The organism is Reyranella sp. (assembly GCF_965249915.1).
Classification (GTDB): domain Bacteria; phylum Pseudomonadota; class Alphaproteobacteria; order Reyranellales; family Reyranellaceae; genus Reyranella.
The window spans coordinates 3,496,340-3,509,126 of sequence record NZ_OZ252257.1 but is presented as its reverse complement, the minus strand read 5'-3'; the positions used below and the strand labels follow the sequence as shown (position 1 = coordinate 3,509,126).

At 66.1% G+C, this 12,787-nt stretch carries 11 protein-coding genes and 1 tRNA gene; 7 read left to right on the top strand and 5 right to left on the bottom strand.

Going from position 1 to position 12,787, the window contains the following annotated elements; translation table 11 throughout:
- Window positions 1–82: 82 nt before the first annotated feature.
- A complete protein-coding gene (locus tag ACP15H_RS17465; protein ID WP_425069917.1) occupies window positions 83–769 on the bottom strand; it encodes an IS5 family transposase in 687 nt (228 codons plus the stop codon).
- Window positions 762–1,052: a transposase gene (locus ACP15H_RS17460; RefSeq protein WP_425067453.1), complete on the bottom strand. Its 291-nt coding sequence runs from the start codon at window positions 1,050–1,052 to the stop codon at window positions 762–764. Before ACP15H_RS17460 ends, ACP15H_RS17465 begins: the two co-directional genes overlap by 8 nt.
- Before the next feature lie 266 nt (window positions 1,053–1,318).
- Between ACP15H_RS17460 and ACP15H_RS17455 the strand changes: the two genes are divergently transcribed.
- A complete protein-coding gene (locus tag ACP15H_RS17455; protein WP_068190389.1) occupies window positions 1,319–3,442 on the top strand; it encodes a heavy metal translocating P-type ATPase in 2,124 nt (707 codons plus the stop codon).
- 884 nt (window positions 3,443–4,326) lie between these two features.
- On the opposite strand, the gene ACP15H_RS17450 is transcribed toward ACP15H_RS17455, so the two are convergent.
- Window positions 4,327–4,403: transfer RNA gene (locus ACP15H_RS17450), tRNA-Arg, on the bottom strand.
- A 186-nt stretch (window positions 4,404–4,589) separates the two neighbouring features.
- On the opposite strand from ACP15H_RS17450, the gene ACP15H_RS17445 reads away from it, so the two are divergent.
- The 4 genes from ACP15H_RS17445 to ACP15H_RS17430 are packed head-to-tail and all read left to right on the top strand — an operon-like array spanning window position 4,590 to window position 7,678.
- A complete protein-coding gene (locus ACP15H_RS17445; RefSeq protein ID WP_425067452.1) occupies window positions 4,590–5,015 on the top strand; it encodes an SRPBCC family protein in 426 nt (141 codons plus the stop codon).
- A 26-nt stretch (window positions 5,016–5,041) separates the two neighbouring features.
- Window positions 5,042–6,670, top strand: coding sequence for a UbiD family decarboxylase domain-containing protein (locus ACP15H_RS17440; protein WP_425067451.1), 1,629 nt, complete (start codon window positions 5,042–5,044; stop codon window positions 6,668–6,670).
- A 10-nt stretch (window positions 6,671–6,680) separates the two neighbouring features.
- Entirely contained in the window at window positions 6,681–7,304 is a 624-nt protein-coding gene (locus ACP15H_RS17435; RefSeq protein WP_425067450.1) for a UbiX family flavin prenyltransferase, read from the top strand.
- The gene (locus tag ACP15H_RS17430) at window positions 7,301–7,678 is read left to right on the top strand and encodes a copper resistance CopC family protein (RefSeq protein WP_425067449.1); all 378 of its coding nucleotides are present in this window, start codon (window positions 7,301–7,303) and stop codon (window positions 7,676–7,678) included. Before ACP15H_RS17435 ends, ACP15H_RS17430 begins: the two co-directional genes overlap by 4 nt.
- 22 nt (window positions 7,679–7,700) lie before the next feature.
- On the opposite strand, the gene ACP15H_RS17425 is transcribed toward ACP15H_RS17430, so the two are convergent.
- Window positions 7,701–8,714: an FUSC family protein gene (locus ACP15H_RS17425; RefSeq protein ID WP_425067448.1), complete on the bottom strand. Its 1,014-nt coding sequence runs from the start codon at window positions 8,712–8,714 to the stop codon at window positions 7,701–7,703.
- Between the two features lie 38 nt (window positions 8,715–8,752).
- Here ACP15H_RS17425 and ACP15H_RS17420 point away from each other — a divergent pair, with 38 nt between their 5' ends.
- Window positions 8,753–10,117 (top strand): UbiD family decarboxylase, encoded by a 1,365-nt coding sequence (locus ACP15H_RS17420; protein ID WP_425067447.1) that lies wholly within the window; start codon window positions 8,753–8,755, stop codon window positions 10,115–10,117.
- A gap of 80 nt (window positions 10,118–10,197) precedes the next feature.
- Window positions 10,198–11,205 (top strand): Bug family tripartite tricarboxylate transporter substrate binding protein, encoded by a 1,008-nt coding sequence (locus tag ACP15H_RS17415; protein ID WP_425067446.1) that lies wholly within the window; start codon window positions 10,198–10,200, stop codon window positions 11,203–11,205.
- Between the two features lie 48 nt (window positions 11,206–11,253).
- On the opposite strand, the gene ACP15H_RS17410 is transcribed toward ACP15H_RS17415, so the two are convergent.
- A complete protein-coding gene (locus ACP15H_RS17410) occupies window positions 11,254–12,765 on the bottom strand; it encodes a class I adenylate-forming enzyme family protein (RefSeq protein ID WP_425067445.1) in 1,512 nt (503 codons plus the stop codon).
- Window positions 12,766–12,787: the final 22 nt, after the last annotated feature.

The window sequence follows — 12,787 nt, the reverse complement described above, 5'->3', positions numbered from 1 at the left end:
AATGGAAGGATCATCTCTCGGCGATGTCGGCCATGAGGAGTTTGGCCGGCGATCGGTGTTGGGGGAGATGAGGAGGGCGGCGTCAGGCTGTAATGACGGCGGCACGACGTAGATTGAGGGCCAGGCAGAGCAGCTCCAGCTGCAGAGCATTGCGATCGAGCCGGAAGTAGCGGACGCGGCAATAACCGTAGCAGCGTTTGAGGGTGGCGAAGACGTGCTCGATGCCGGCCCGGATCGGAGCGATCAGTCGATTGCGCTGCCGCTGCCAGTGGGGCAGGCCGGCCTGGTGCTTATGGCTGCGATGCATGATGCGGTCCTTGATGCCGAGGACCTTGAGCCGGCGGCGGCGCTCTTTGTGCTCGTAGGCGCGGTCAGCGTAGACCGCCTTCTCGTCGCCCAGGATCAGCTCGTCGGCGACCTGGCTCTCGTAGACCTTGGCCGGCGTCAGCCGCGCGCGGCGGATCAGGCGCGAACCTTGATCCATGGCGACATGGGCCTTGTAGCCGAGGTGCGACCAGCCCCGCTGGCGCGTCCAGTTGGCATCGGGGTCGAGGTCGCTGCGGCCGGCCTCGCCACTGGCGGTCGCTGCCGGCGGCTTGGCCTGTGCGGCCATGAGCGTGGCGTCGATCATCGTGCCCTGCTTGAACATCAGGCCGCGACCTTCGAGCTGGCGGTTCAACTCCTCCAGCAGCCGGTCGCCCAGGCCCGCGCCGATCAGGGCCTGCCGGAAGCGGCACAGGGTCGTCTCGTCCGGCGCCGTCTCATCCAGCGCAAAGCCGCAGAAACGGCGGAACGACAGGCGGTCGCCCAGCGCCCTCCTCCAGCCCCGGATCCGAAAGGCCGTACCACTGCTGCAGCAACAACGCCTTGAACATCGCCAGCGCCCGGTACGGTGGCCGCCCGCTCTCCCCGGGCCGCACGCGCGACAGCAACTGCTCGAACCGCGCCCAATCCACCAGGCTTGCGATCTTCTCCAATCGCGCGTTGCTGCCCAGGCCCTTGGCCATGAACGCCTCGGCTAGCCCCAGCTGACCGTCCTGACCTCGCTTCATCACAGCCTCCGTCAGAGGCTTCCTGTGAATCACCAATCCCCCAAAACACCAAGACCTTTTGCAGAGGTCTCATAAATGGGGACGATGCGTGCGGAGGTCCCTCGCCCGATGATCCTGTAGTCAGGGTTTGCTGGCAGACCGTCTCGAGAGACGGAGGAGTGCATCTTGATTTTCACTCCAAGGGTACGCCGTGCGACATTGCCTTGACCCTATAGTTACCACAGGGCTCATAGGGTGATGGCATCGGCTCTGTCGAGGTTAGAAATATGACCGCTGGCACGGTTTTGAAACTGCGAATCCAGGGTATGGATTGCGCGGCCTGCGCGACCAAGATCGAGAACGCGTTGCAGCGTCTGCCCGGCGTCAGCGACATCGCGGTGAGCTATAGCCAGGAATCCCTGTCGCTGCTGGTCGACGAGGACCGCACATCGCGCGTTTCCATCGAAGGCAGAATCCGTGCCCTCGGCTTCACGCCGGTTAGTGGCGACGCCGCGGCGAATACGATAGCTGGTGAGCGCAAGCCCGCGCAGGCGTGGTGGCGCACGCCGCGCGGACGCTTGGTGATCGGCACCGGTGCATTGCTGGTCCTGGCCTATGCGGTCTCCCATATCGAGCCGTCGTGGTCGGCGTGGCCCTACATCGCCGCGACCGTGATCGGGCTGATCCCGATCGTCCGCCGGGCGGTCGCCGGTGCGACTATGGGTACGCCGTTCAGCATCGAGACGCTGATGAGCATCGCCGCGACCGGCGCCCTGATCATCGGCGAGGCGCCCGAGGCCGCAATCGTCGTTTTCCTGTTCACGACCGGAGAGCTGCTAGAAGGCGTGGCGGCGGGTCGCGCGCGGGCGGGCATCGAGGCGCTGATGGACCTGGTGCCGCGCACCGCACAGCGCATCCGCGGCTCGCAGGTCGAGACCGTGCCAGTGGACGAGCTTGCGCCCGGCGACGTCGTCATGGTGCGGGCGGGCGACCGAGTGCCGTCCGACGGTGAGGTGAAAGACGGCACTTCCGAGGTCAATGAAGCGCCGGTTACGGGCGAGTCGGTGCCTGTCGTCAAGAAGCCGGGCGCGGCCGTCTATGCCGGCAGCATTAACATCGACGGCGAGCTGCAGATCACGATCAACCGCGCCGCCGCCGACAACACAATCGCGCGCATTATCCACGCCGTCGAGGAGGCGCAAGCCACCAAGGCGCCGGTGGCGCGCTTCATCGACAGCTTCAGCCGCTGGTACACGCCGGCCGCTATGGTAGTGGCGCTGCTGGTCGTCGTCGGGCCGCCGCTGCTGACCGGCACTGACTGGTTCACCTGGATCTATCGCGGGCTCGCCGTGCTGCTGGTCGCCTGCCCCTGCGCCCTGGTCATCTCGACCCCGGCGGCCGTAGCATCGGGCCTGGCGAGCGGTGCGCGGCACGGGCTTTTGATCAAGGGCGGCGCCGCTCTCGAGATGCTGGGCAAGGTCAAAACCGTGGCCTTCGACAAGACCGGCACGCTGACGAAGGGCAAGCCACAGGTCACGGACATCGTGGCCCTCGCCGGTTCGGCCGATGACATGGTGGCCAAGGCCGCGGCGGTCGAGCGCGGCTCCAGTCATCCGCTGGGTGTCGCGATCCTGGCTGAAGCGGCCAAGCGAGGCGTGGTGATCCCGCGCGCCTTCGGCGGCAGCACCGCAATACCGGGTAAGGCCGTCATCGCGCGCCTACGGGCGGGCTTCGTCTCCGTTGGCTCGCCGCGCTACGCGGGGGAACACGCCGCGTTCGCTGACGAAACGAAAAGACGCATCGCCATGTTGGAGGGCGAAGGCAAGACCGTTGTCGCCGTGTTGGAGTCCAGGCGCGTGCTCGGCCTGATCGCGCTGCGCGACGAGCCGCGCGACGACGCCCGGGAAGGACTCGAACGGTTGCAGGCGCTAGGTGTGCGGACCGTCATGCTGACCGGTGACAATGAGCTCACAGCCGGAGCGATCGCGGGCTCGCTCGGCCTCGAGGCGCGCGCCGGGCTGCTGCCTGAAGACAAGCTCAAGGCGATCGCTCACTACAAGGCGATGGCGCCCATCGCCATGGTCGGCGACGGCATCAACGATGCGCCGGCGCTGGCGGCGTCCTCGGTCGGCATCGCCATGGGCGGCGGCACCGACGTGGCGCTGGAGACGGCCGACGCGGCGCTCCTGAAGGAACGCGTCACCGGTGTCGCCGAGCTGATCGAATTGTCGCGAGCAACGCTTGCCAACATCTGGCAGAACGTCACGCTGGCCCTGTCGCTCAAGGGTGTGTTCCTGGTGACCACGCTGTTCGGCGCCACCCCGCTGTGGATGGCGATCCTCGCCGACACCGGCGCTACAGTGCTGGTGACGGCGAATGCTCTGCGCCTGCTACGTTTCCGAGGGGCATGAAGGCGCCAAGTAGCCAGCCTGGCTCGCAAATCAGAGCCTAGACCCATTGGCCATAGCCATACGCGAGGGCAGTCCAGATTGGGTTCGCGTACCGCCACAGCGATGTCAGCACCATTCAGGCTGCCACGGCATGGCGGGACGGTGGCAGCTACAGTCCGTCCTTCGGCACGATCAATGTCGGCCCAGGCTTTGCGCTTACGCTACGGCTCAAGTTAGCAGGCTAAGCTGGTTGCGCTCCCGCAACAGTCTCAAATTGCGAAGCTGGAGCAGACCGACTCCCTCCTGGCTCAGGTCATTTGTTACGGCGCCACGCCTCCTAGGACGCGAGTGTAGGTCTTGCCGTCTAGGACACGCTGGACCTGATCAGTCTTCGTGCGCCGATATGAGTGACGTCGAACATAGCTCTACCCCCCGGCGATCTAATCTAGGGGAGGCCACTCCACCGGCGCTACGCGTGCCCGCCGCAGTCGAGTACCGCTACTGTCCGAATGGCTGCTAAGCGCTGGGTACATTGGTGGGTACATCAAAAATCGCACTTGCAAAAAAACACGTTACTTCAACTATTTAGAAGGAATGCCGATTCCGTCTCGGGGCACCATTTTCCATCCGGCCTTGTTCTTTGTCGTCCGCGATCGTTCGCCGATTCGCGACCTGCTGCGGAGTAGTCAAGGTCGTGCTGCCGCTGGCACTTGGTCGAGTGACCGAGACATAGATCATCCTGTAGCTACGCCACGACTTCATCGCGTGTCAGTCACGATCACATTGCGGAGTACGCCCTACGCTACAATACGCCTCCGAATGCTTCCGTAGTGCTTCCGCGGAAAATCCGAGTGCCGAGAGAACAAATTGCGTTCTCTTCAAATGCTTAAGAACATGCGATAAAATGGCGGACCCGGCGAGATTCGAACTCACGACCTCTGCCTTCGGAGGGCAGCGCTCTATCCAGCTGAGCTACGGGTCCAGCGGGGCGGAACATACCGGAGGGGCCTCTGCAGCGCAACGCACGCGCGGAGAGGCGGGAAGCAGGCAGGGGATCGCCCGCCGGGGCCGAGGTTGAACGATGCAGGCCGACTGTTAAGGTCGTCGCCACAAAGAGAACAAGCGCTATACCCGCGTATTTGCTGAGGTTTTTCGGGAGGATCCAGCCGTGTCCGATCACGCTCTTCGTCACGCCGTCAACATCAAGGCGGATGCCGCCAAGGTCCATGCGGCCCTCACGACCCTGGAGGGGCTCAAGGGCTGGACCATGGCCGAGGTCTCGGGCGGCAGCGGCGTGGGGAGCCAGTGGACTCTGAAATATGCTGACGGGCCGACGTTCGTCTGGGAAGTGGCGTCGGAAGGGGCCGATACGGTCGTCTGGAGATGCGTCGAAGGGCCTGGCGACGCGGCCGGCACCAGCGTCTCGTTCAACCTCGGCCAGACGCCGCACGGGCGGGTTCACCTCACCTTCGCCCATTCCGGCTGGCCGCATCAGAAGGGCAACTTCGAGAAGTGCAACGCCCTCTGGGGCATGATGCTGCATCACCTCAGGGCCTTTGCCGAGCATGGCAGGACCGCCCCGGCCTATTCCTGATCTCCCCCTCTCATTCGGGTAAGACAATGCAGCAGTCTCTCTCCGACTTCGTCGAGGCGATGGACAAGGCCGGCTTCCTCGTGCGCGTCAAGGACGAGGTCCGTGTCGACCAGGTGCCGAAGATCATGGAGGCCCATCCGACCAAGGCCGTCCTGATCGAGAAGATCAAGGACACCGAGTTCTCGGTGCTGGCCAACGCCTATTCGAACCAGGAGATGTTCGCCTGGGCCATGGGCTGCGACAAGACCAAGACCGGCCTCGAAATGGTGGCGCGCTCCAAGGGCCGGGTGAAGTGGGAGACGGTGACGACGGCGCCCTGCAAGGAAGTGATCCTGAAGGGCGACGATGTCGACCTGACCCGCCTGCCGCTGTTCCTGCACCACGATCGCGACGGCCACGCCTACACCAACGACAATCTGTTCATCAGCAAGCATCCCGATACGGGCGTCTACGACTGGGGCATCTACCGCTCGATGTTCCGCACCAAGAACGAGAAGTCGGTCGACATGACCTGCACCTCGCACCGCCAGCGCATCCACGCGATGGCCGCGGCCGCGAAGGGGCAGAACCTCGAGGTCGCGATCGTGCTGGGCGGTCCCACCATCGACAAGATCGCGGCGCTGGTCGGCGTCACCGCCGACACCGACGATTTCGAGGTCCTGGGCGCCTTCTATGGCGAGCCGGCCAAGATGATCAAATGTGAGACCATCGACGTGATGGTGCCGGCCAATGCCGAGATCGTGCTCGAATGCGAGCTGATGGCGCTGGAGGGGCTGGTCTACGACGAAGGCCCGTACGGCGAGTTCACCGGCATGTACGGCGGCGGCATCAAGCACAATTATCGCCTCAGGGTGAAGGCGATGACCTACCGCAAGGGCGGCATCTTCCAGCATTGCACCATCGGCGGCCTGCATCCCTGGTACACCGACAACATGCTGCAGCTGCCGGCGATCGAGGCCGACCTGTTCAACGGGCTGAAGCAGGGCGGTATCGACGTGCGCGAGGTCCGCTGTCCGCTGGGCGGCCTGTCCAACATCGCCTACGCCAAGATCCATCCGCTGGGCGCCGGCGATTCCAAGCAGGCGCTGGGCATCATGCTGACATGCTCCAAGCAGGGGCTTCCGAAGATCGCCATGGTCTTCGACACCGATGTCGACATCTGGGACGACCAGGCCGTGCTGGCCGCGATGGCCTACCGCTACATGCCGGACAAGGACACGGTACGGCTCGACGGGCTCAACACCATGACCGTCGATCCCAAGAGCACGACGCTCGGCATCTCCTCCAAGATCGGCATGGACTGCACGGTGCCCCTGGGTCCCGAATGGAACTCCAACGAGTTCGTGCGCAGCACCGTCACCGATCTCGGCGATCCGCCCGCCGGACTGAAGATGATGACGGAAGAAGAGCTGACGAAGGACATGGAGGCGTTCATCCGCGCCGAGCCGCGCGCCTGGCACGACATCCTGAAGCAGTATCACGGCCAGCCCTATCCGGTGCTCTACCGCGCCTTCGGCAACCTGCGGCACAAGCTCGGCCGCACCAACGATCCGCCGTGGTACCGCTACACGCTCTCCGACACACCGTTCTCGTGGGAGGCGAAGCCTGCGCCGCTGAACCACTCGGACCCGCGCCACATCAAGACCGGCGGCTGAGGACATTCGAATGGCAGGGAACGAACCCGTGCGGCGCATGGTGGTCGGCATCACCGGCGCGTCGGGCACGGTCTATGGCATCCGCGTGCTCGAGGCGCTGCGGGCGCTGAAGATCGAGAGCCATCTCGTGATCTCCAAGGCCGGCGACCAGACGCGCTCGCTCGAGACCGACGTCTCGGCCTCGGAGCTGCGGGCGCTGGCCGATCACGTCCATGCGCCCGGTGATATCGCGGCTTCCATTTCGAGCGGCTCGTTCCAGACCATGGGCATGATCGTGGCGCCCTGCTCTGTGCGGACCCTGAGCGAGATCGCGACCGGGGTGACGTCGGGTCTGGTTTCTCGCGCCGCCGACGTCTGCCTGAAGGAGCGGCGGCGGGTCGTGCTGATGTTCCGCGAGACGCCGCTGCATGCCGGCCACATCAAGAGCATGCTGGCCGTCACCGAAATGGGCGCCATCGTCGCGGTGCCGTCGCCGGCCTTCTACACGCGCCCCAAGACGGTCGACGATATCGTGACGCATTCGGTCGCGCGCGTGCTCGACCTGTTCGGGCTCGATACCAAGACCTTCCCGCGATGGACCGGCCCTTCCGGCGTGGAGAAGCCGGCCGTTGCCAGGCGCCGGAGCCGCACATGATGAAGAGACGCCTCGTGATCGCCGTCCTGATGATGGCGCCGGCTGCTTCTGCCGTGCGCGCCCAGCAACCGTCGGGCGACGTCCGCGTGGTCGAGTCGACACCGGCGGCCCATGCCCGGATCGGCGCAAGGAGCAGCGCCTTCTTCGTGCGCTTCGACCGGCCCGTCGACCACATCAAATCGACCCTGGTCATCAGGCAGGGCGACAAGGTCGTCGAGCGCCTGCACCCGCGTCTGGAATCGGCCCCTGAAGTGCTGTTCGCCGCCGCGCCGACCCTGCCGCCGGGCAGCTACATGCTGCACTGGGCGGTGATCACGGTGCAGGGAACGAAGGCGATCGAGGGCGACATTCCCTTCCAGGTCTCCGACCAGTAGGCACGGCGTGCCGCCTGTCCCTTCAAGTCACCTTGAGGATCCTGCGGCCCACGAAGATCGTGAGGAAGGCCACCGCCACGCCGAGCGCGGCTTCGGCCACGCGGTCGACCAGGATGGGCGGCCAGGGGGCGCCGCGGCTCAGATTGCTCATGCCGATGGCCAGCGGGCAGAAGAAGAGCAGGGCGACACCGTAGTTGCGCGAGACCGCGATCTCGGCGACGGCCTGGCAGATCACGATGATCGCGATCAGCGCGAGAGGGCCGGGTTCGAAGGAGAACAGCAAGGCAGCGATCGCCACGCCGCCCAGCGTGCCCAGCATCAGATGGATGGCACGCCGCCAGACATCTTTCGCGGCCAGCGCCGGCATCAGGGCGGCGACGGTGACGGCTGCCCAGAACGGATGGCCGATGCGCAGGGCGAGGGCCAGCGACCAGGCCGCCAACACGCCGAGCGTCGCGGCGGCCAGTACGACCAGGTGCTGGCGGCGGTCGAGGTCGGCATAGCCCGAAGCGATGCGTCGTCGCCATCCGTCTGGTTTCTCCGCAGCGGGCGGTGCGCCGATCGTGTTGATCGCCGCCAGCAGCACCGAGAAGGCCGCGCCGGCCGCACCGACGGCGAGAGCGAGCGGCACGTTCTCCCATTTCGTGGGAATGGCCGCGATGATCAGCAGCACCAGCACGAAGAACATCTCTCCGCGAGGTATCCAGCGCATCGCAGAGCCCAGCGTGACGCCGGCGATCACCGTGAGGGCCAGCAGGACGCCCAGCACCGCGATTGGCGCCTGAGAGGCGGACCAGGCCATGCCCGCCGCGATGGTGAGGACCAGCCCGGTTCCCGCGACGATCTGGCTCTCGACCCGCTGCTTCGCGGGTTCGCTGTGGCCGTAGAGCATCGCCAGCCCGCCAAACGCCGCATAGACCGCGAGATCGAGCCGGTCGATCGCGTCCAGCGCCAGCAGGGGCAGGCCCACCGCCGCGGCCACCCGAATGGCCGATTCGACGTCGTGGCGATGAATGTCGGCAAACAGCTTTCGCATCACGCTTTGTACTCGCGAACCGCAAGGAAGGATTGACCATGCCTTATCAAGATCTGCGGGCCTTCCTGAAGGACCTGAAGAATGCGGGGGAGCTCGTCGAGATCGCACGTCCCGTGTCTCCCAAGTATGACATCGCCAGGGCGCTCGCCAAGGCGAGTGCGATGCAGGGGCCGGCGCTGCTGTTCACGCAGACGGGCACCGACTTCCCGCTGGTGGCCGGCATCTACGGCAACCGCAGGCTGGCGCTGAAGGCTTTCGAGGCGTCGGAGGAGACGATCCACGGCAAGGTCCTTCAGGGCATCAACAACCCGATCGCGCCCGTCGACTTCAAGGGCACGCCGCCCTGCCAGGAGGTCGTGCTGACGGGCGATGCGATCGACGTCACGAAGCTGCCGGTGCCGATCTACAGCCCGAAGGACGGCGGGCCCTACATCACCGCCGGCATCGTCGTGTCCGAGAATCTCGAGACCGGCGTGCCCGACATCGGAAACTACCGGATGCAGGTCCACGGGCCGAGGGAACTCGGTGTCTTCTCCGCGCCCAACCATCGCTTCGGCAAGAACATCGCCCACGCGACCCAGATGGCAAAGCAGCTCCGCGGCGCCCTCGTGATCGGCGTCGATCCGCTCACGATGTATTCCTGCCAGGTCCAGTCGAGCGATTCGACCAACGACTGGTTCGTGGCGGGCGGCCTGCGCGGTTCGCCCGTCGAGCTGGCCAAGGCGGTCACCAACGACATGAAGGTGCCGGCCTGGGCCGAGATCGTGATCGAATTCACCGTCGATACCAACGACCAGAAGGTCGAAGGCCCGCTCGGCGAGTATACCGGTTACTACACGCCGGCCTCTCCGAAGCCCGTCGCCCAGATCACAGCGATCACCCATCGCAAGGGCGCGATCTTCCAGGGGCTGCTGACCGGCAAGCCGATCACCGAGAACCATGTGCTGAAGCAGATCCCGTTCGAGACCTCGATCCTGCGCCAGCTCCAGGCCCAGTTCCCGACGATCAGCGACGTCTCCATCAACAGTTCAGGGGGCGTCCAGACCTATGTCGTGATCGCGATGAAGCCGCGCTACGAAGGGGAGGCGCGGCAGGCGATCCTCGCCACGATGGCCGGCAACCTCCATCCGAAATGGGTGATCGTCGTCGATCCCGACATCGACATCCGCAATTCCGCGGAGGTCGAGTGGGCGCAGTCGTTCCGCGTGAAGCCGAGCCAGGACGTCTTCGTCGTCGACCGCACCGCCGCCGCGCCGCTCGATCCCTATACCAACGGCGGCTACTCCTCCTCGGTCGGCATCGATGCCACCCGGCCGTTCGGCGAGGACTTCCCGGAGGTCTCGGAAGTGCCGGGCTGGAAGGACTTTCCGGTGCCGGAACTCGACGCCGTGACGCGCAAATAGCGCCGCTGACAGCCTGTCGGGCTTGGCGCGGCGTCCGGTTTGGGCGACAGTCCGCGCATAAACCGGGAGGAATAAACGACATGATCGACCACAACCGCCGCGGCTTCGTCCGCGCTTCGGGCGCCGCCGCCGTACTCGCCAGCTTGGGACTCGCCGGCCGCGCCGGCGCGCAGGGCACCCCGCCGCTCGAGACCGTGCGCATCGTCACCGGCTTCCCGCCGGGCGGCACCTCCGACACGCTGTGCCGCCGCGTCGCCGAAGGGCTGAAGGGCACCGCCTACACCAAGGTGGCCCTCGTGGAGAACAAGGCCGGCGCCGGCGGCCAGATCGCCATCCAGTCGATGAAGGGCGCGCCGACCGACGGCAGCGTCATCCTGCAGACGCCGGCTTCGATGCTGATGATCTATCCGCACATCTACAAGAAGCTCGCCTACGATGCCTTCACCGACGTGACCCCGGTGACGCTCGCCTGCACCTTCGATTTCGGCTTCTGCGTCGGGCCGGCCGTGCCCGACAGCGTGAAGAACATCCCGGAGTTCCTGGCCTGGTGTAAAGCCAATCCGGACAAGGCCAATTACGGCTCGCCGGCCGCCGGGTCGGTGCCGCACTTCATCGGCGTGCTGCTGGGCCAGGCGGGTGGCGTCGAGCTGAAGCACGTCGCATATCGCGGCACCCAGCCCGCCGTGCAGGACATGGTCGGCGGCCAGATCCAGGCCGTGTCCGGCCCGGTCGGCGAATTCACGCAACAGGTCGCCGCCGGCAAGGCGCGCTTCCTCGGCACCTCGGGTGCCACCCGCAGCCGCTTCGCGCCGGACGTTCCGACCTTTGCGGAGCAGGGCTACAAGGACCTGGTCTTCTCCGAATGGTTCGGCTTCTTCGCCCCGGGCGGCACCCCGGCGCCGGTCGTGATGCGCGCCAACGAAGCCCTGCGCGCCGCGCTCGCCCAAAAGGACGTGATCGACGGCCTCGCCGTCATGGGCCTCGAGGTGAAGTCCTCGACCCCGCAGGAACTCGCCGCCCTCCTGAAGGAGAGCTACGACCGCTGGGGCCCGATCGTGAAGAAGATCGGGTTTACGGCGGATTCCTGACGCGGCCAGTCAGCGGAGCGCGCGCTCCAGTGGCGCGCTCCTTTGAGGTCACACCCGCTTCGCGTCGTCGCGTGCGTAGGTCGCGACGGCGCGGTCGACCAGGGTCTTGCGGTCGATCTTGTTGGTTCCCGCGAGCGGCAGCTCGTCGACGAACCACACCGCGCGCGGGTGGGCGTAGGCGGGGCCGTTGTCGAGGGCGAAGCGGCGCAGCGCCTCCTCGGTCGGTGCCGTGCCGGGTTTGGCGACGACGAAGGCGACCGGGAGCTGGTACTTGATCTCGTCCGGCACCGGCACGACGCAGGCCTGCGCTACGTCGGGATGCAGGCCCAAAAGCTTCTCGACCTCGCCCGGATAGACGTTCTCGCCGCCGCACTGGAACATGTCGTCGGCGCGGCCGACGAAGAACACGAAGCCGTTCTCGTCGCGGCGCATCACGTCGCCGGTGTCGTACCAGCCGTCGATCAGACGCTTCTTCGTATCGGCCTCGCGGTTGAGATAGCCGCTCATCAGCGCCGGCGTGCGGATGTGCAGCACGCCCTGCGTGGCGCCGGTCTCCGCGCCGCCGACGAACTTCACCTCGATGCCAGCGCGCGGATAGCCGAGCGATCCCATGGGCTTGGCGATGCCGTCGGGATGCGGGCCGAAGCCCAGCGGCCCGGACTCCGTGGTGCCCCAGCTGTTGGCGGTCTCGGCATTGGGGAACAGCCGGTGCATCTGCTCGAAGAACTCCGCCGTCGAGGGCGCCGAGCCGGTGACCGCCGTGGTGACGCAGCCGAGGTCGGCCTTCGCCAGTTCCTCCGTCTCGCGCATCACCAGCGCGAGCATGGTCGGCACCGAGGTGATCATCGCGACGCGCTGGCGATCGATCGCGCGGATGAAGCCGCGGGCGGTGAAATTGGTCATCAGCACGATCGTGCCGCCGTTGATCATGGCCATCTTGGCGCTGAACAGGCCGTTCATGTGGAACAGCGGCGCGGCGATGATGATCTTCTGGCCTTCGATGCCGGGCCGCTGCTCCGGCGTCGCGCCGGTCGCCCAGAGGTAGCCGCCATGCGTGAGCGGCACGCCCTTGGGCAGGCCGGTCGAGCCCGACGTGTAGAGGATCATGGCGACTTCTTCGGGCGCCATGTCGACCGGCTCGAACGACCCTGCGTCCAGCAGACTGTCGAGCTCCTCGATGGCGACGGTCGGCACCAGCGAACCGACCAGTGGCGCGCGCTCGGCGTCGGCGATCGCCAGCTTGATGGCCGAGTCCTTCATGATGTGTGCCACGGTCTCGCGCGGCAGCTTGTGATTGACGCAGACCGACACGAGCCCGGCCGCCATGGTGGCCATGTAGAGCACGAGATAGTCGGCGCTGTTGGCCGCGACGATGGCCACGGCGTCGCCGCGTCCGAGCCCGCGCTTCAAGAGGCCGCGCGCCAGGGCGGCGATGCGCAGCCGCGCCTCGCCGTAGCTCAGGCGAAGCTGTTCGTCGCCCTCCGGCGAGACCTGGATGATGAAGGGCCGGTCGGCCGGCGCCTGCGGGTCGAGGATGGCAGCGAGATTCTTCGGGCTCATGATTTCCTGATTGATCGACGGA